We start from the raw sequence: 16,980 nt of genomic DNA, 5'->3' as shown, positions 1-16,980 counted from the left end.
TGACCGTGGCGGGCACGGCCACCAGAGCTGTTGGTTACACGGACACCTTTTCCTTCTCAGGAGCGGTGTCCTCGTCCAGCAGTGGCACGTCGTTGCGGTCGTGCAGGGCGTCCTCGTCGAGGATGTCGGTGCTCCTGGCGACCAGGATCGGGACGGTGATCTGCCCGCCGACGTTGGTCGCGGTGCGGGCCATGTCCAGGATCGGGTTGATGGCGAACACGATGGCGACGCCGGTGGCGATCACCTCAGCCGGCAGGTTCACGGCGGCCAGTGTGAGCGTCAGCATGGTGAACCAGCCGGTGGTGCCCGCGGTGGCGAGCGAGCCGAAGACGGCGACGAGCACGATCAGGACGTAGTCCCCGAAGGACAACGCGATACCGTTGAGGTTCGCGATGAAGATGGTGGTGATGGCGGGGAAGAGCGCCGCGCAACCGTCCATTTTGGTCGTCGTGCCGAGCGGAACGGCGAAGCTCGCGTACGCGCGCGGCACGCCGAGGTTCACCGCGGCCTGACGGGACAGCGGCAGCGTCGCGCCGGAGGACTGCGAGACGAACGCGAACTGGAGCGCGGTCCACGCCTTGCGGTAGAAGGTCAACGGGTTGATCCGGCCGACGAACCGCAGCAGCAGCGGGTAGACGCCGAACAGCACGAGCGCGCAGCCGAGGTACACGGCGACGATCAGCGAGATCAGCGGGCTGAAGAACTCGTTGCCGTAGCTGGCGAACGCGTTGCCGAGCAGGCCGAGCACACCGATCGGGGCCAGCCAGATGATCCAGCCGAGGACCTTCTGGATGATGTCGAAGAACGCGCGGTTGACGTCCACGAACGCTTGCGCGCGGTCGCCGAGCACGTACGCGGCGCCACCGACCAGCAACGCGAGGAACACGACCTGCAGCACGTTGCCCTCGCTGAACGCGGTGAACACGTTGCTGGGCACGATGCTCTGGATGAACGCCCACCAGTCGCCCGGTGTGCGCTCGGAGATGTTCGCCAGCGCCTCCTCCGACGGCGTGACCCGCACCCCGCTGCCGAGGTTGCCGATCGTGCCGATGGCGATGCCGATCAGCACCGCGATCAGCGAGGTGGCGCCGAACCACAGCAGCGTCCGTCCGCCCAGCGCCGCCGCGGTCCGCCCGCCACCGAGGCCGCGCAGGCTGGTGATGCCGACCACGATCGCGGTGAACACCAGCGGGATGACGGTGAACTGGACGAGGCTGACGAAGATCTCGCCGATCCGGGCCAGCGTGGTGGCCAGCCAGGAGACCTCGGCCTGTTTGGCGACGAAACCGAGCAGCGCGCCGAGCACGAGCCCGGCGAGCACGGCGACGCCGAAGAAGGTGTTCCGGCGGGACCTCGGCTGGGTTGTTGACATCTGTACTCCCGATGACGTCACGGCGTGGCCGGTCAGGCCACTGAACTGACATTTAACGCCGGGAGTTGGTGAGTTTCTGCCCTTCTCAGTATGCGGACCAGGCGGGGGAGCGACCCAGCCTGGCAAGGAGTCGATCCCACGGCGAGGCGCCGTCCGGCAACACAAGGCCAGGCGCGAACGCACTGCCCGGCTGCCGGCGGCGGTCGTCGTCGGGCACCGACTCCGCGATCGGTGTGGCCGCGGCGACCAGGTCGGGCTCGGGGGCGAACGTGATCCCGATGGTCCGCGCGACGTCCCAGCTGTGCACCAGGTAGTCGATGAAGTGGAAGCCGATCGCCGTGCTCGCGGCGAAGGTGGAGGTCGGGCTCACCTCCGGCAGCGTGAACCGGCGCGCGAGCACACCGTCCTCGGCGAACGCGGCGATCACCCGTTCGCCCGCGGCCCGGTAGTCCGTGACGGGATCGGCGCCGAGCGGCCGTACGGCCCAGTCCGCGAGATCCGTCGCGCCACGAGCGGCCGCGGCGAACCCGTCGTGCTGGACGGTCATGTGCGCGAGCAGGTCCGCGAGCGCCCACCCCTCGCACGGCGTGGGCCGCTCGAGATCCCGCGCGGACACCTGCGACACGACCTCGATGCTGGCCCGTACCGCGCGTGCGTCTATGATGTGCATGTGCTTATTATCTACGTCTGCTTATTATCTAGGCAACCCGTACTCTCCCGGGCATGGCAGACGACGGGCGGGCGGACCTCGCGGCGATGCTCGCGCCGCTGGTCCGTGCGCTGGTCGCCGCCGAGCGACCGATCCTCGACGAGCACGGGCTGACGATGTGGGGCTACTCGGTGTTGCTCGCGCTTGCCGAGCAGCCGACGAGAACCCAGGCCGCGCTGGCGGAGTCGATCGGCGCCGACAAGACGCGGATCATCGGCGTACTCGACGACCTTCAGGAACGTGGCCTGCTGCAACGGGACCCGGACCCGAACGACCGTCGGGTGCGGGTGCTCTCGCTCACCGAGGACGGCCGGCGGGTGTGCGGCGCCGCGCAGGCGGACATCCGGAAGATGGAGGAAACGCTGCTCGCCCGGCTACCGGCGGCCGACCGCCGCGGGTTTCTCCGCGCTCTGCGAGTGCTGTCGACATTGCCACGAGGGGAGATCATCGGCCGTGTCCGTACGCCTGATCCGTAGTCCACGACTGTCCGATGTGGCCGAGTACGCCTACTCCGCCACGGTCGACGCGCCCGTCCGGCTGGTGTACACGGCCGGCGCCTGCCCGCTGGACGCCAACGGCGAGACGGTGGCCGTCGGCGACTACGCCGGCCAGGCGCGGCAGGTCATGGCGAACCTGAGGACCGCGCTCTCCGACGCGGGTGCCCAGCTCACCGACGTGCTGAAGACCACCGTGTACGTCGCCTCGCCCAGACAGGCAGATTTGGTTGCGGCTTGGGAGGTCGTACGCGATTTCTTCGGCGAGCACGACGCGCCGAGCACTCTCCTGGGCGTGGCTGTCCTCGGCTACGCCAACCAACTCGTCGAGGTGGAAGCGGTGGCCGCGGTCCCCGTGGCCCCGGATTCCGGCGGGATCGCGCTGACCTAGTCTCCTTCTCGAGGCGGGCGGTCTGGGTTGCGCCTGGTGGTGGCCGACTTCTTGAGGGTGCCCTTCAGGACATCCGGGAACCGGCCCTGGCCGAGCGCGGTGAAGGGAAGCCTTCCTCACCGTGGGCGTGAGGAAGGACGCCTTTCTCGCACGGCCACCTGGCTCGAGCCGCCCGCGAAGCAGGCACTCGCCGTCGGCCCACACAACCGCGAAACCACCACACGGGTTCACCACCCCGACATCGCCCGAGCGGTTTCATGATCAATGCCAACACATATCGTTGCGCCACCCATACCCCGCAGGGCTCCGTCAAAAGTCTTGTTTCTCCGGGCGGGCGAGCAGGGTTGTGCCGCCCGCAGGGTGGCTGATGTCCCGAGGGTGCCCTTCAGGGCATCCGGGAGCGGCCCTGGCCGAGCGCGATGCGCCGAGCCTTCCTCACGCTGGGCGTAAGGCAAGGACGCCTTCCTTGCACGGCCACCGACTCGAACCACCCGCGAAACGGGCACTGCCCACCGTCAGACCGCACAACCGCCGCCCGGGCTCAACGCCACAACATCACCTGAGCGGTTTCATGATCAACGCCAACACAGATGGTTGCGTAGGCATCCCCCACCCATACCCGGGGGGCCACCCCGAGGCCATCGTACCAACCGACACAGACAAAACCCCAGGTCGCGAGACCCTGTGGACAACTTTCACCGACGAGTTCGAGCGAATGGGCCACTCGTGTGGCGCTCGCGGTGTTAGCAGTGTGTCTTTACCTTCTTCAGGTCTGTGCGTAGTGCTGGTGGGCCGTCCAGTGGGGCCGGGTCCTCCGGGGTTGGTTGGACGCCGGCGGCGGCGACTCGGTCCAGTGTGGTCAGGCCGGCGTCGCCGATGGTGCCGAAGATGGTGTAGTTCGGGCGCAGGTAGGCGTTTCCGTACACCAGGAAGAACTGGCTGCCGTTGGTGTCCGGGCCCGCGTTCGCCATGGCCAGGGTGCCGCGTGGGTAGATCTTGCGGGCGCCCGTCGGGTCCGTCGGGGCCGGTTCGAGGTCGACCGGTAGCTCGTCCTTGTAGCGGTAGCCCGGGCCGCCCTCTCCTGTGCCGCTCGGGTCGCCGCACTGCAGGACCTCGAGCGTTGGGTAGGTCGTCAGCCGGTGGCAGGTGGTCCGGTCGTAGAACTTCCACCGTGCCAGGTGGACGAAGCTCTGGACCGTGCACGGTGCTGCCGCGCGGTTCAGTGTCAGGGGCAGCGGGCCCTGGTTCGTGCTCACGTCCACGCGCACGGTGCCCCGGCTCGGGGTCCGTGCTGGGTCGGGTGGCAGTGGAACGGGGCGTGCGGCCGGTTCGTCGGGCGTCACCGTGTACTGGCACGGGCCCGGGGTCACGCCGGCAGGGTCGGCACTGGCCAGCGGGGTCATCAGCAGGGAGGCCGCCAGGGCGGCGACGACCGCGATCGTGAGCTTCCTCGCCACAGGAACTCCTTGGTGCAGGGGGCGAGGCAGTCTAGCCCAGACCGACGCTGGCCGGACTCCGCCGAGTCGGGCCGAATCCGGCCAGCGTGAAGTCAGTGCGGCGTGGGGCCACTACCGGGGTGGCGTCCGGTCATGTGGTTGACCTTGTGCACCGCGTTGTCGATCTTGTTGTGGTACTTGCCCTTGGTCCGCTTGTCGATGAACTGCCCGGCCTTGGCGGCCATCTTGTTCACCTTCTCCGGGTTGCGGCGGGCATAACTGCGGGCCGCCGCGGCGGCTCCCGCGATCGCGGTCAGTCTCTTCAGCAGAGGCATGGCCTTGTCCTTTCCGTTCACCTGAACAACGGAGTACCCATGCGTCGGAGTTCCCAAAACGTGACGCGCGGGACGTCACGACCCGTACGGCAGCTCCACCCGCAGCACCGTCGGGCCGCCGAGCGGGCTGGTGATCGACGTGGTGCCGTCGAACGCGCCAACCCTGCGCTGAATCCCGGCGAGCCCGGTCCCGTCGTTCTCGTCCGCGCCTCCGTGGCCGTCGTCCCGCACCTCGATCACGAGCCGGTCCGCGCCGCCAAGGTGGACCTCGCACCGTTCGGCGCCGCTGTGCTTGGCCACGTTCGTCAGGGCCTCCGCGATCACGAAGTACGCCGCCGACTCCACGGCCGCCGGCGCCCGGCCCAGGTTGGTCACCGTCAGCGTGGTCGGCACCGCGCAGCGTGCGATGAGGCCGGCGACCGCGCCGTCCAGTCCTCGTTCGGACAGCACCGGTGGGTAGATGCTGCGGACCACGCCCCGCAGACCGGCCAACGCGTCGCTTGCCGCGTCCTGTGCCTTGAGTACCAGTGGCAGCGCGGCCGTCAGGTCGTCCCGGCGCAGGGCCCGTTCCACGATCCCCAGGTGCATGGCGACCGCGACGATCCGGTTCTGCGTGTCGTCGTGCAGGTCCCGTTCGATGCGGCGCAGCTCGGCGCCGTGTGCCTCCAGCGCGGCAGCTCGGCTCGCGGTCAGCTCGGCCACCCGCATCGCCAGTTGCGCGCCCGGCGGCGGGGACAGCAGCCATCGCGCCCAGCGGGTCTGCGCACGGGCGAGCCACGGTGTGAACCCGAGCGAGGCCACCGCGTACACGACGGCCAGCAGCGGCATGAACGCGGCGGCCGTCCACGACGTCACCGGGTAGGGCGACGCGACCGGCTCGTCCTCCGGCACCATCCACCAGTAGAACGGCACCAGCACGGCGTTGACCGCGGCAAGCGGCAGCATCGCCCCGAGCAGGCCGACGATCGAGCCGGTGAGCGCGTGCACCACCGACCACACGATGTCCCGCCACGCGTCCCGCAGCCGTTCCGGTGGCGCGGGCTCGGGGATCGGCTCACCGGTGTAGGCGCCGACGCGCCGGCGTTCCCGGTTCGTCCATTCGTGCGCGAGACGCAGTGCGATCGGCCTGGACACGAGGCCCACGACCAGCATCGGCGGCAGAGCCATCAGGGACGCCATTCCCGTGGCGGCCCCGACGAGCAGGAACACGCCCGCCCGCCACACCGCCAGTACGCGATCACGCATGGCACAAAGGTATAGGTAGCTATACCGCCGATCGGGTATCCAGCCTGATCGATCGGGCGACCCCGCGCTCATAGGTTTTCGGACTGTGATGGGAACCAGGATTTCCGGGGGAACCGCGGTGCAGCTCACCGAGGTGTCCAAAGTGTACGGTCGGGGCGACACCGCGGTGACGGCACTCGACCAGGTCAGCATCGCGCTGGCACGCGGTAGTTTCACCGCGGTGATGGGCCCTTCTGGGTCCGGCAAGAGCACGTTCCTGCACTGCGCAGCCGGTCTGGACCGGCCGACGACAGGCACCGTCCGTCTCGGCGAGACGGACCTGTCCGGTCTCAAGGAGGCCGCGCTCACCGAGTTGCGGCGCGAGCGGATCGGCTTCGTCTTCCAGGCCTACAACCTGCTGCCGGCGCTCACCGTCGAGCAGAACATCACGCTGCCGCTGCGCCTCGCGGGCCGCTCGGTCGAGCGCGAATGGTTCAGCCAGGTCGTGAAGAACGTGGGGCTCGCCGACCGGTTGACCCACCTGCCGAGCGAGCTGTCCGGCGGGCAGCAGCAGCGGGTCGCGATCGCGCGGGCGCTGATCACCCAGCCGGACGTGATGTTCGCCGACGAGCCGACCGGTGCGCTCGACACCCGCACGGGCCGGCAGGTGCTGACGCTGTTGCGCGACATCGTGACCCACTTCGGGCAGACCGTGCTGATGGTGACCCACGACCCGATCGCGGCGTCGTTCGCCGACCGGGTCGTGTTCCTGGCCGACGGCCGCCTCGCGGACACGTTGGAGCGGCCCACGCCCGCCGCCGTGGCGGAGCGGATGACAAGCCTGGGGGAATGGTGAGCGAGCTCTACAAGCACATGGTGATCCCCTTCGCGAACCGGGAGTGGTGACGATGCTGGATCACGCGAAAGCCACCATCCGCCACCGCAAGGGCCCGTTCGTCGGAATGTTCGTGGCCGTGCTGTGTGCCGCGGCGCTCGTCACCGCGCTCGGCGTGCTGTTCGAGTCCGGGCTGCGGGCCGGGGTGCCGCCGCAGCGTTACGCCGGCGCGGCCGTCGTGCTCGGTGCCCGGCAGTCGATCCCCGTCGAGGAGGACATCGACCAGCCGTTCAGCGAGCGCGTGCCGCTGCCCGTCGACGTCGTGGACCGTGTGGCCGAGGTGCCGGGCGTGGCGAAGGCCGTCGGTGACCTCACCGTGCCGGTCACCGTCGGCGGCCAACAGGTCGCCGCGCACGGGTGGAGCGCCGCCGCGCTCACTCCCTTCTCACTGGCGGACGGCGCGGCGCCCAGCGAGAACGGGGTGGTTCTCGACCGTGACCTCGCCGCGAGTGCCGGGGTGTCGGTCGGTGGCCAGGTGGACATCGCCATCGGCGCGGTGCCCAGGACGTTCACGGTCACGGGTGTCACCGAGCAGGCGCTGGGCCGCGAGTCGACGCTGTTCTTCACCGACGAGCTGGTCAGGGAGATCTACGGACGGCCGAAGCAGGTCGACACGGTCGGTGTGCTCGCCGAGCCGGGCGTCGACGCGGACGACCTGGCCGCCCGGATCGCCACCGCGATGCCCTACGTGACCACCTACACCGCCGACAACCGCGGTGACGTCGAGTTCCTCGACGTCGGGCAGGTGCGCGCGCAGCTGATCGTGCTGTCGCTCGCCTTCGCCGGCACCGCCATCATGATCGCGATGCTGGTGGTGGCGAGCACGCTCACGCTGTCGGTGCAGCAGCGCCGCAGGGAGATCGCGCTGCTGCGGGCGGTCGCGGCGACGCCCCGGCAGGTGCACCGCATGATCGGCGGCGAGATCCTGCTGGTCGCGGGCAGTGCGGCAGTGCTGGGCGCCATCCCGGGCTACGGCGTGGCGTACGGGTTGCGGGCCGCGTTCGCGTCCGTTGGCATGCTGCCGCCCGACTTCGGGCTGGCGCTCAGCCCGGCGCCCGGGGTGGCGGCGCTGTTGCTCAGCTACGGCACGGCACGGGTGGCGGGCTGGGTCGCCGCCCGGCGCGTGGCGAGGATCCAGCCGGTCGAGGCGTTGCGGGAGTCCGATGTGGACGTGAAGCCGGTCGGCCGGACCCGGGTGCTCGTGGGGCAGGTCGCGCTCGTGCTGGGGACGGGCGCGTCCGTGCTCCCGGTGTTCCTGCCGGGGGAGGCGGCGATGGCCGGTGCGGGGAGCTCGGCTTTGCTGATGGTGGTGGGAGTCGCGCTGCTCGGGCCACGGCTGGTGGAGTGGACGATCCGTGTCGTCGGCGGTCCGCTGCGTGCCGCCGCCCCGGTCGGCGGCTACCTCGCGGTGGCCAACGTGACCGCGAGCGCACGCCGTCTCGCCGTGGCCGTCACCCCGCTGGTGCTGGCGGTGACGATGGCGTCGGTGCAGTTCTTCGTGCAGACCACGGTCGCCGCGGAGGCGGAGGACCAGGCCGACAGGGGAGTGGTGGCGGACCTCGTGGTGACCGCGCCGTCCGGCCTGGCGCCCTCGGTCACCGAGGCGGTAATGACCGCGCCGGGGGTGTCCTCGGCGATGCCGGTGGTGCGCAGCCGGGTGTTCGTGAAGCACCTGACGGCCGGCAAGTGGGACGTGTCGTCCTTCGCGGCACAGGGAGTGTCGCCGGAACGCCTCGACCGCACGCTGGACCTGTCGCCGGAGGAGGGCCGGTTCGCGGACCTGCGTGGCGAGACGGTCGCGCTTAGCACGATGGCCGCGGAGACGCTCGGGGTCGGTGTGGGGGAGCGCATCGAGGTGCACCTCGGCGACGGGACCGCGATCGATTCCCAGGTCGTGGCCACCTACGGGCGTGGACTCGGGTTCGGCGACATGACCCTGCCGCACGACGTGCTGGCCGCGCACACGACGACCCAGCTGGACCAGTCGATCCTCGTGTCGACGTCCGACCTGGGCGAGGCGCGGCGCGCGCTGTCGGCCATGCCGGGCCTGACGGTGCTCGACCGGGAGGGGCTGGCGGCGGCCGGGCAGTCACAGCGTGACACCGAGGCGTGGGTGAACCTGATCGCGTTGTTCGTGATCCTCGGCTACGTCGCCATCGCGGTGGTGAACACGCTGGTGATGGCCACGGCCGCGCGGGCACGGGAGTTCGCGTTGCTGCGGCTGGTCGGCACGGGCACCCGGCAGGTGCGGCGGATGACCCGTATCGAGGCGTGCATCGTGGTGGGCATCGCGCTCGTGGTCGGTTCGCTGGCGGCGCTTCCGCCGCTGGTGGGGGTGAGCATCGGGATGACGGCGTCGCCGGTGCCGACCATCGCTCCGCTGACCTATCTCGGCATCGTGCTCGTGACGGCCGTGCTGGGGCTGCTGGCCATCGGCATCCCCACCAGGTTGGCGCTGCGTACCCGCCCGGTGCACGCCCTCGCGTGACGAGCAACACGGGCGTGACGCCTGGTGTCTGGGCCGTTCGCGGAGTTTGGTTGGTAGATATGGCAAGCGACACGTACCAGACGACGGCGTCGGCCCGGTCGCTTCGGTTGCTGCAACTCGGGTCGTTCACCTCCCAGTTCGACCGGCTCATGATCGCGCCCATGCTGGTGGTCATCGCGGCCGAGATGGAGGGGTCGGTGGAGGCGGTCAGCCAGGCCGCCGCCATCTACTTCCTCTGCTACGGCTTCGCGCAGGTCGGTTGGGCCGTGGTGTCCGACCGGCTCGGGCGGGTGCGGACGATGCGGCTCGCGCTGTCGTTCGCGATGGTCGGTGGACTGGCGTCGGCCGTGGTGCCGGACATCGGCTGGTTGGTGGTCGCCCGCGGCCTCACCGGTGCCTGCTTCGCCGCCGCGATCCCCGGCGCACTGGTGTACATCGGGGACACCGTGCCCTTGCGGGTACGGCAGGCGCCGCTCACCGACCTGATGACGAGCTCCGCGATCGGCATGGCGGCGGCCACCGTCACGGCCGGCGCCATCGCGGACTTCACCAGCTGGCGGGTCGCCTTCGCGCTGACCGGGTTGATCGCGGGAGCGCTGGCGCTGCTCATGGGGCGGATGGTCGAGCCGACGCTCGGCCCGCCGCCGCCGGTGTTGCCGTCGCTCAAGGGCGTGCTCACGAACCGGCCCGCGTTGCTGGTCCTGGCGCTGGTGCTCGTCGAGGGCGTGGTCCTGCTGGGGCCGTTGACGTTCCTTCCGGTCGTGGTGCACGCCTCGGGTCTGTCGGTCACCGTGTCGGGCCTGCTCACCGCCGCGTACGGCCTGGCCGTGATGGTGTTCGCGCGGGTCGTGAAGGGGCGGACCAGGACCATGGCGCCGTGGCGGCTGATCCTCGTCGGCGGCGGGATGGCCGTCCTCGCCTACGTCGTGCTGGTGATCAACCATGGGGCCGTGGCGGTCGTCGTCGGGACCGTGCTGCTCGGTGGCGGCTGGGCGTTCATGCACTCGACCCTGCAGACCTGGGCCACCGACATGGCCCCCGGCTACCGCGCCATGGCCGTGTCGCTGTTCGCGACCATGCTGTTCACGGGCAGCGCCGTCGGCGCGGCCGTGTTCGGCCCGATGGTCGACGCGGGCGGCTTCACCATGATGTTCGCGATCACGCTGGCGATCAGCGTGCCCCTGGTCACGATGGCAACGCTGGGGCGGCACCGGTACGCCACGCGTGGCAACTGAGCGGGATCACTCACTGGGCAGTGGCGTGCCCGTCAGCTTCGCGCAGGTGGCCAGGAACGCGTCCTGCAGGTCGGGGTCGCTGGCCGCCGGGTTGGTCTGGTACGGCTCCTGGTGGTAGTAGTACCCGCCGGTACCCGGGATCTGGCCCAGTGCCAGGCGAACCTGCGTGACGTGGGCCTGGGACAGGTCGTCCGGGGCGCCTGCGCCGCCCATCCTCGTCGGGACCCAGCCGGGGTCCGCCAGGTTCGTCGGCGTCGACGGCCACAGCCGCGCCAGCGCGAACGCCAGCACCACGTCCCAGAACTTCGACTCCGAGTACGCCCCTGAGCCGTTCCACCGGCGGCGCTCCCACTGCAGGTCGTCGAGGCCGGGGGAGACGGACAGGTGCATGCCGGAGCTGACGTACACCAGGCGCGACGGGCGCCGCATCGACGCCGTCAGCAGGTACGGGGCCAGCACGTTCACGGCGAACACGTGCGCGAAGCCGTCCTCGGTGACCTTCTTGCGGCGCTCCGTGTCGCCGACCGCCACGTTGTGGATCACCGCGTCGTACGGGCCGAGCCGGTCCGCCTGCTCCGCGACCGACCGCACGTCGGCCAGACGGGTGAAGTCGCCGATCACCACGTCGGCGATGCCCGGGTCCTTCGACCGGTCGCGGGCGTGCAGGACGACCTCGTGGCCCTCCTCGATCAGCAGCTGCCCCGCCATCAGGCCGAGACCGCTCGACGAGCCGGTGATGAGTACGCGTGCCATGCACCCCATCATGGAGGAGCCGTACGCCGGGCGGCGCGGCCCCGGCTCACTCCGTGAGGTCGCTCGGCCGGATGCGGAAGACCTGCAGGCGCAGGTTGTAGTACTTGTCGGTCTCGCCGACCCACGACATGCCGAGTCGCTTCGCCGTTCCGATCGCGCGGTTGTTCGTCGGGCGGGCGACCGCGAACAGCTCGTCGATCTCCTGCGTGAACGCCCAGGCGACCAGAGCACGGCCGGCCTCCGACGCGTAGCCGTTGCCCCAGGCGTCCGGGCGCAGCTGCCAGCTCAGCTCGAGATCCTCCTCGTACGGCGGCAGCAGGCGGATGCCGAGGCCGCCGACGACCTCACCGTCTTCCTTGCGCTCGATCGCCCAGCGGCCACGAGGCGGCGTCATGTTCGGTTGCGCCTCGATCCACGCCTGCAGCACCAGCCGCATCGCCGACGTGTCGGCGACCTGCCCCATCGCCGGTGTCAGCCAGCGGGTGACCTCGTCGACGCCGTAGATCTCGAGCGCCGCCTCAGCGTCGTCGAGCCGCCAGTCCCGCACCACGAGCCGCTCGGTGGTCAGCTCATCGCCCATGTTTTCGAGAGTACCCACGTCACCTGGGAGTTCGGTGTGATCTTTTCAGCGGGCCCTCAGGCGGCGGAGCATGCGCGCGTCCTCGAACCCCACCGCCCGCGCCGCCGCCTCCACGGTGGCGCCGTGGCTGATCAGGTGTTCCGCGCGTTCGACGCGGAGTACGTGCTGGTAGCGCAGCGGGGTCAACCCGGTCGCACGGCCGAACAGGCGGGTCACGGTCCTCGGGCTCACGCCGGCCTTCTCGGCCAGGCTCGTCAGCGGGAGTGGCCTCGCGAACTCGCTGTCGATGACGTCCTGCACGCGGTGCACCGTGTCGTCCACATGCGACCGGTGCCGCAGCATCGCGCTCGCCTGGTGCTCGTCGCCGTTGCGCCGCGCGTACACCACCATCGACCGCGCGACCTTCGCCGCCACCGCTGGGCCGTGCCGGGTCGCCACGAGGTGCAGCGCCAGGTCGATCCCGCTGGCGATACCGGCCGACGTGGCCACCCGGCCGTCCACCACGTACAGCACGTCCCGCACGACCGTGGCCTTCGGGTGGCGGCGCGCCAGCTCGTCCTGCAGGTCGTGGTGCGTTGTGCAGCGGCGACCGTCGAGGAGCCCGGCCTTGCCCAGCGCGTCGGCGCCGGCGCACACGCTGACCACCATGCCGCCGGCGTCGTGGTGGGCACGCACCCGGTCGAGAGTCGCCTGGCCGAGTGCGAACGTCGCGGCGAGTGACGGTGACCGCCAGCCGGGGACGACGACCAGGTCGTCGGCCGTCAGCTCCGGCCAGGTCACCTCCGCGCGGACCGGCAGCCCCTGCGCGCTGCGCACCTCGACATCCTCGGCCACCCAGTGCAATTGGTAGCCGAGGAAGTCGCTGAAGAACACCTGCGCGGGCCCGGCGAGATCCAGCAGATGCACGCCCGGCGCGAGGACGAAGACGACGCGGGTCACGATCTGGTCATCGTACCCGTCAGCTCCGCCACGGTCGCGATCCGCGCGAAACCGCGAGCCGCCAGCACGAACGCCGTGTGCTCGACGATGTCCTCGGCGGACTTCGTCCTGGGGTCGGCGAGCACCTCGGCGACGGTCCAGTCGGCCGGGGCTTCCGGGTGCGGGGTCGGGAACGTCGCGGTGGCGTCGACCACGTACGTCATCTCGTAGCCGAGGTCGGCGCCGATCCTGGTGGTGGTCTCGACGCACTGCTCGCTGCGGATCCCGCACACCCGCAGCTCACGCACACCGTGCGTGGTCAGCAGTTGCGCCAGGTTGGTCGTGGTGAACGAGTTGATCGAGGTCTTGACCAGCAACGGCTCGCCCTGGCGGTAGTCCAGTTCCGGCAACAGGTGGACGTGCCCGCTCTCCGGGTCGAACACGCCGCCCGAGCCGGGTTCGGAGTGCAACACCCACACCACGAGGTCGCCGTCCGCGCGGGCCGCTCTGACCAGCGCGTTGACGTCGTCGGCGATGTCGGGGTTATTGGTGGCCTGCCAGATGGACCGCTGGCGGAAGGACTCCTGGACGTCGATCACGACGAGTGCTTTCTGCATGCCACCAGCCTCATCCTTCGCGTGGGTGGCCGGTAGACACCATCCCGCCATGGGGCGGACGGATCTGGTCAGCAATACTCGGGGCGTGAGCGGAGCTTGCGGAGCGAACCATCGATATTCACGACGGCGCCGAGCCTGCGGAGGGCGCCGGAGTAGCGGAGCCTGCGGAGTGTTCCGGTGCCACGGAGCGGGAGAGGGGGCGGCGTGACCCTGCTGCGCTGTGCTGTGTTGGACGATTACCAGAACGTCGCGTTGTCGATGGCCGACTGGGACTCCTTAGCCGGCCGAGTCGAGGTGACGGTGTTCCGCGAGCACCTCGACGGCGAGGACGCGGTGGCCGCGGCGCTCGCCGGCTTCGACATCGTGGTGATCATGCGGGAGCGCACGCCGTTCCCCGCCTCCCTGCTCGAACGGCTGCCCCAACTGCGACTGCTGATCACGTCCGGCATGCGCAACGCGTCGATCGACCTGGCCGCCGCGGCCAGGGCCGGCGTCGTGGTGTGCGGGACGGCGAGCCGGTCGGAGCCGCCTGCCGAGCTGACGTGGGCGCTGATCCTCGGGCTGGCGCGGCACGTCGCCACGGAGAACCGCGCCTTCCACACCGATGGCCCGTGGCAGAGCACCGTCGGGCTGGACCTCGCCGGCAGCACGCTCGGCCTGATCGGCCTCGGCAAGATCGGCACCAAGGTGGCTGCCGTGGCGAGGGCGTTCGGCATGGACGTGCTGGCGTGGAGCCAGAACCTCACCCGGGAACGCGCGGAGGAGGCGGGCGCGACGCTGGCCGGTTCACTGCCGGAACTGCTGGCCGCCAGCGACATCGCGTCGGTGCACGTCGTGCTGAGCGACCGCACGCGAGGACTCCTGGACGCGGCGGCGCTCGCGCATCTGCGTCCGAGCGCGTTCCTCGTCAACACGTCCCGGGCAGCCATCGTGGACCGTGCGGCACTGGTGGATGCCTTGCGGGACAAGCGAATCGCGGGCGCGGGCCTGGACGTGTTCGAACTGGAACCCCTCCCGGCCGACGATCCGCTGCGCACACTCCCGAACGTCCTGGCGACCCCGCACCTCGGTTACGTGACCCGCCGCAACTACGAGATCTACTTCCGCGGCGCGGTGGAGGACATCGAGGCATTCCTCGCCGGCGAGCCGATCCGCGAGCTCTAGTCGGGCGGCTGGCCGATGAGCCCCAGCGTGATGGCGCGGAGCGTCGCGCGGGTCCGGTCACGCACGCCGAGCTTGCTGAGTATCGAGGAGATGTGGTTCTTCACGGTGCCTTCGGCGAGCACGAGTAGTTCCGCGATCTCGCGGTTGGAGTGACCGCCGGCGACCATGCGGAGGATGTCCAGCTCGCGTGGGGTGAGTGGGCTGGGCAGCTCGGACCGTTCGAAGGTGGGCGGATGTCGTTCGAGCCGGCGCACAAGTGTGCTGGTGATGGCGGGCTGGATGAGGTGGCCGCCGGCGTGCAGTGTCCGGATCGCGTGGCACAGCTGATCCAGCGTCACGTCCTTGAGGAGGTAGCCCCGGGCACCCGCACGAAGGGCGTCGACCACCAGGCGGTCGTCGTCGAACGTGGTCAGCACCAGCACCGGTGGTGACGGCTTTCCCGCCAGCGCACGGAGGACGCCGATGCCGTCGAGCCCGGGCATGCGCAGGTCGAGCAACAGCACGTCGACTTCGGTCGTCCGAAGGGCCGCCAGGGTTTCGGTCCCGTCAGCGGCCTCGGCGACCACCGTGAACTCGTCGGTGACCTGCAGCAGACTGCGGATCCCTTGCCGGACAAGGGTCTGATCGTCGGCGACGCACACCCGGATCATGACGGCAACCGGGCTTCCAGGTGGAACCCCCGTCCCTGCGCGGTCCGGTAGGTCAAGGTGCCCCCGAGGTGCTCGACGCGTTCCCTCATGCCGGTGATCCCGTTGCCGGGCCGCACCTCCCGCGCGCCGCGCCCGTCGTCGCGGGCGTTGATGGTGACCTCGGCGCCGGTCCGGCCAATGGTGATCCACAGGTGGTCAGCGTCGGCGTGCCGGACGGCGTTGGTGACGATCTCCTGAATGCAGCGCACCACCGCGTGCGCCTGGTCGGGAGCGGTGAACTCCACGTCGTCGTCGATGTCGAGGTGCACCTCCGGTTTGGTGATCGAGGTGAGGGCGTTGACGGCGGCCGGCACTTCGGTCGGCGTTGTGCGGAGCTGGCTGACCGCACTGCGCAGGTCGGTCAGCAGATCCTTGGCGGTGCGGCGCGCCCGGTCGACGTGCGGGGCGGCGTCCCCGGCGGCGTGATGAGCGGCGACCTCCAGTTCCAGGGCGAGCGCGGTCAACTGGTGGCCGACGAGGTCGTGCAGTTCACGGGAGATCCGCAGGCGTTCGCCGGCCTGCGCCGAGCCACGCAACAGTGCCTGCGCGGCACGCAGTTCGTCGTTCACCTCGGCCAGTCGGGCGCGGGTACGGGTCTCGCGCAGCGCGGTGATCGCCATCAGCGCCGCGAACAACTGGAAACCGGCGTACATGGCGGTCGTCGTCAGCACGGTGGCCGCAGGCTCACCAACCTGTCCCAAGGCGAGCACTGCGGTCTGCGCACCCACCACGACCATGGCGGCGCGGGGCGTAAGAACGAACGCCGCCGCCGAGGCGGATGTAACGAGGCAGATCGCCGTGACCGACCACCGCGGGGCGAGCAGGTAGATCGTCACCGCACTCAGACACAGTGCGGCCAACCAGGGTTCGACGCCCCAAGGCCCCCGCCCATCAATGAGCAACACGACGACGAAGGTCCCGTAGGCGACCCACCACAACCACGGCGCGACGCTGAACCCCGTTGGACCACCGGACTGCTGCCACACCAGGATCACGACACCCAGAGCCGCGGTCGAGATGAGCGCCGTCCCCAGCCTCAGCTGCATCCCTTCATAATGGTCCATCGGCTGGGCGAGCGAACGTGCCGAAAGTAACGAGTGAACGTCATGACCGGCGGCACATGTGCGCTGGGTACGTCCATTCCTACCGTGCCGGAATGCTGATATATCCGGAACAGTGCCGCGCTTGGGTTATTGGTTGGTACCGGGAAGCGGAGATGAGCAGGCTCGCCAGAACAGCGCGGCCGCCGGGTCGTCGCCGCGCTGGGCGCCTGGTGTTTTGGGGGAGGACGCGAAGTCTCGAGGATGCCCCGGGAGCGTTGACCTCGGAGCCGCCGTGATCATGCCGTGCGGTTTGTTGCTGCGGTGGGTTGGCGGGCGTTTCGCCCGTGCTGTCGGTGCCATGAACGGCATGCTCGGGCAATGGCTCTGTCTTATTTGGGGGCGTTCCTGAATGTCACTGTGCCTTCAGGACATTCGGGAACAGGCTTCGCCCGCTATCCACGCTACGGGTGGGACAGCAAGATCGCCCGCCTGCCCGCCTGCTTGGCCGTTTACCTGGCCGCCGGCTGCCCGCCCGGCTAGCCGACGGCCTGCCTGGTCGCCGGTTTGCCTGGTCGCCGGTTTGCCTGGTCGCCGGTTTGCCTGGTCGCGTATGCCCGCGAAGCGGGCATACGCGACC

Annotated in this window: 17 protein-coding genes; 6 read left to right on the top strand and 11 right to left on the bottom strand. The window is 70.0% G+C overall.

Annotated features, from left to right (window positions below):
- Nucleotides 1–34: 34 nt before the first annotated feature.
- On the bottom strand, nucleotides 35–1,372 hold the full coding sequence (locus tag VF106_RS22640; RefSeq protein ID WP_330841794.1) for a dicarboxylate/amino acid:cation symporter: 1,338 nt from the start codon (nucleotides 1,370–1,372) through the stop codon (nucleotides 35–37).
- A gap of 85 nt (nucleotides 1,373–1,457) precedes the next feature.
- Entirely contained in the window at nucleotides 1,458–2,042 is a 585-nt protein-coding gene (locus VF106_RS22635; RefSeq protein ID WP_330841793.1) for a TIGR03086 family metal-binding protein, read from the bottom strand.
- A 53-nt stretch (nucleotides 2,043–2,095) separates the two neighbouring features.
- On the opposite strand from VF106_RS22635, the gene VF106_RS22630 reads away from it, so the two are divergent.
- Together VF106_RS22630 and VF106_RS22625 are read left to right on the top strand one after the other, a co-directional pair.
- Nucleotides 2,096–2,557 carry a MarR family winged helix-turn-helix transcriptional regulator gene (locus VF106_RS22630; protein WP_330841792.1) on the top strand — a complete coding sequence of 154 codons (462 nt, stop codon included), beginning with the start codon at nucleotides 2,096–2,098 and terminating at the stop codon, nucleotides 2,555–2,557.
- The gene (locus VF106_RS22625) at nucleotides 2,535–2,966 is read left to right on the top strand and encodes a RidA family protein (RefSeq protein WP_330841791.1); all 432 of its coding nucleotides are present in this window, start codon (nucleotides 2,535–2,537) and stop codon (nucleotides 2,964–2,966) included. Before VF106_RS22630 ends, VF106_RS22625 begins: the two co-directional genes overlap by 23 nt.
- A 743-nt stretch (nucleotides 2,967–3,709) precedes the next feature.
- Here the strand turns inward: VF106_RS22625 and VF106_RS22620 are convergent.
- The 3 genes from VF106_RS22620 to VF106_RS22610 form a co-directional block, all read right to left on the bottom strand.
- Nucleotides 3,710–4,369 (bottom strand): peptidylprolyl isomerase, encoded by a 660-nt coding sequence (locus tag VF106_RS22620; protein WP_330841807.1) that lies wholly within the window; start codon nucleotides 4,367–4,369, stop codon nucleotides 3,710–3,712.
- Between the two features lie 146 nt (nucleotides 4,370–4,515).
- Nucleotides 4,516–4,737, bottom strand: coding sequence for an antitoxin (locus tag VF106_RS22615; protein WP_330841790.1), 222 nt, complete (start codon nucleotides 4,735–4,737; stop codon nucleotides 4,516–4,518).
- Between the two features lie 75 nt (nucleotides 4,738–4,812).
- Complete coding sequence (locus VF106_RS22610; RefSeq protein ID WP_330841789.1) at nucleotides 4,813–5,982, bottom strand: sensor histidine kinase; 1,170 nt, start codon at nucleotides 5,980–5,982, stop codon at nucleotides 4,813–4,815.
- 88 nt (nucleotides 5,983–6,070) lie between these two features.
- Between VF106_RS22610 and VF106_RS22605 the strand changes: the two genes are divergently transcribed.
- Genes VF106_RS22605 through VF106_RS22595 form a run of 3 tightly spaced genes read left to right on the top strand, consistent with a single transcriptional unit; the run spans nucleotide 6,071 to nucleotide 10,579 of the window.
- The gene (locus VF106_RS22605; protein ID WP_330841788.1) at nucleotides 6,071–6,817 is read left to right on the top strand and encodes an ABC transporter ATP-binding protein; all 747 of its coding nucleotides are present in this window, start codon (nucleotides 6,071–6,073) and stop codon (nucleotides 6,815–6,817) included.
- Between the two features lie 52 nt (nucleotides 6,818–6,869).
- The gene (locus VF106_RS22600; RefSeq protein WP_330841787.1) at nucleotides 6,870–9,344 is read left to right on the top strand and encodes an FtsX-like permease family protein; all 2,475 of its coding nucleotides are present in this window, start codon (nucleotides 6,870–6,872) and stop codon (nucleotides 9,342–9,344) included.
- A gap of 59 nt (nucleotides 9,345–9,403) precedes the next feature.
- Nucleotides 9,404–10,579, top strand: a complete 1,176-nt coding sequence (locus VF106_RS22595) for an MFS transporter (protein WP_330841786.1) — start codon at nucleotides 9,404–9,406, stop codon at nucleotides 10,577–10,579.
- Nucleotides 10,580–10,585: 6 nt separating this feature from the next.
- Here the strand turns inward: VF106_RS22595 and VF106_RS22590 are convergent, their stop codons facing one another.
- Genes VF106_RS22590 through VF106_RS22575 form a run of 4 tightly spaced genes read right to left on the bottom strand, consistent with a single transcriptional unit; the run spans nucleotide 10,586 to nucleotide 13,447 of the window.
- Complete coding sequence (locus VF106_RS22590) at nucleotides 10,586–11,332, bottom strand: SDR family NAD(P)-dependent oxidoreductase (RefSeq protein WP_330841785.1); 747 nt, start codon at nucleotides 11,330–11,332, stop codon at nucleotides 10,586–10,588.
- Between the two features lie 46 nt (nucleotides 11,333–11,378).
- Nucleotides 11,379–11,912, bottom strand: coding sequence for a GNAT family N-acetyltransferase (locus VF106_RS22585; RefSeq protein ID WP_330841784.1), 534 nt, complete (start codon nucleotides 11,910–11,912; stop codon nucleotides 11,379–11,381).
- A 45-nt stretch (nucleotides 11,913–11,957) separates the two neighbouring features.
- Nucleotides 11,958–12,851, bottom strand: a complete 894-nt coding sequence (locus VF106_RS22580) for a GlxA family transcriptional regulator (protein ID WP_330841783.1) — start codon at nucleotides 12,849–12,851, stop codon at nucleotides 11,958–11,960.
- Nucleotides 12,848–13,447, bottom strand: coding sequence for an isochorismatase family protein (locus VF106_RS22575; protein ID WP_330841782.1), 600 nt, complete (start codon nucleotides 13,445–13,447; stop codon nucleotides 12,848–12,850). Before VF106_RS22575 ends, VF106_RS22580 begins: the two co-directional genes overlap by 4 nt.
- 213 nt (nucleotides 13,448–13,660) lie before the next feature.
- On the opposite strand from VF106_RS22575, the gene VF106_RS22570 reads away from it, so the two are divergent.
- Nucleotides 13,661–14,611 (top strand): D-2-hydroxyacid dehydrogenase family protein, encoded by a 951-nt coding sequence (locus VF106_RS22570; RefSeq protein ID WP_330841806.1) that lies wholly within the window; start codon nucleotides 13,661–13,663, stop codon nucleotides 14,609–14,611.
- Here VF106_RS22570 and VF106_RS22565 read toward each other — a convergent pair.
- Both VF106_RS22565 and VF106_RS22560 read right to left on the bottom strand, forming a co-directional pair.
- Nucleotides 14,608–15,261: a response regulator gene (locus tag VF106_RS22565; RefSeq protein ID WP_330841781.1), complete on the bottom strand. Its 654-nt coding sequence runs from the start codon at nucleotides 15,259–15,261 to the stop codon at nucleotides 14,608–14,610. The genes VF106_RS22570 and VF106_RS22565 overlap by 4 nt on opposite strands.
- On the bottom strand, nucleotides 15,258–16,346 hold the full coding sequence (locus VF106_RS22560; protein WP_330841780.1) for a sensor histidine kinase: 1,089 nt from the start codon (nucleotides 16,344–16,346) through the stop codon (nucleotides 15,258–15,260). Before VF106_RS22560 ends, VF106_RS22565 begins: the two co-directional genes overlap by 4 nt.
- Nucleotides 16,347–16,980 lie beyond the last annotated feature (634 nt).

The organism is Actinophytocola sp., from assembly GCF_036378875.1.
Classification (GTDB): domain Bacteria; phylum Actinomycetota; class Actinomycetes; order Mycobacteriales; family Pseudonocardiaceae; genus Actinophytocola.
Note: the sequence above shows the minus strand (reverse complement) of the source record. Positions and strands in the feature narration are given on the sequence as shown.

Excerpts from the sequence above, each read along its gene's own strand:
- VF106_RS22640 (WP_330841794.1), bottom strand. The coding sequence starts at position 1,372 with ATGTCAACAACCCAGCCGAGGTCCCGCCGGAACACCTTCTTCGGCGTC.
- VF106_RS22635 (WP_330841793.1), bottom strand. The coding sequence starts at position 2,042 with ATGCACATCATAGACGCACGCGCGGTACGGGCCAGCATCGAGGTCGTG.
- VF106_RS22630 (WP_330841792.1), top strand. The coding sequence starts at position 2,096 with ATGGCAGACGACGGGCGGGCGGACCTCGCGGCGATGCTCGCGCCGCTG.
- VF106_RS22620 (WP_330841807.1), bottom strand. The coding sequence starts at position 4,369 with ATGACCCCGCTGGCCAGTGCCGACCCTGCCGGCGTGACCCCGGGCCCG.
- VF106_RS22615 (WP_330841790.1), bottom strand. The coding sequence starts at position 4,737 with ATGCCTCTGCTGAAGAGACTGACCGCGATCGCGGGAGCCGCCGCGGCG.
- VF106_RS22610 (WP_330841789.1), bottom strand. The coding sequence starts at position 5,982 with ATGCGTGATCGCGTACTGGCGGTGTGGCGGGCGGGCGTGTTCCTGCTC.
- VF106_RS22605 (WP_330841788.1), top strand. The coding sequence starts at position 6,071 with ATGGGAACCAGGATTTCCGGGGGAACCGCGGTGCAGCTCACCGAGGTG.
- VF106_RS22600 (WP_330841787.1), top strand. The coding sequence starts at position 6,870 with ATGCTGGATCACGCGAAAGCCACCATCCGCCACCGCAAGGGCCCGTTC.
- VF106_RS22595 (WP_330841786.1), top strand. The coding sequence starts at position 9,404 with ATGGCAAGCGACACGTACCAGACGACGGCGTCGGCCCGGTCGCTTCGG.
- VF106_RS22590 (WP_330841785.1), bottom strand. The coding sequence starts at position 11,332 with ATGGCACGCGTACTCATCACCGGCTCGTCGAGCGGTCTCGGCCTGATG.
- VF106_RS22585 (WP_330841784.1), bottom strand. The coding sequence starts at position 11,912 with ATGGGCGATGAGCTGACCACCGAGCGGCTCGTGGTGCGGGACTGGCGG.
- VF106_RS22575 (WP_330841782.1), bottom strand. The coding sequence starts at position 13,447 with ATGCAGAAAGCACTCGTCGTGATCGACGTCCAGGAGTCCTTCCGCCAG.
- VF106_RS22565 (WP_330841781.1), bottom strand. The coding sequence starts at position 15,261 with ATGATCCGGGTGTGCGTCGCCGACGATCAGACCCTTGTCCGGCAAGGG.
- VF106_RS22560 (WP_330841780.1), bottom strand. The coding sequence starts at position 16,346 with ATGCAGCTGAGGCTGGGGACGGCGCTCATCTCGACCGCGGCTCTGGGT.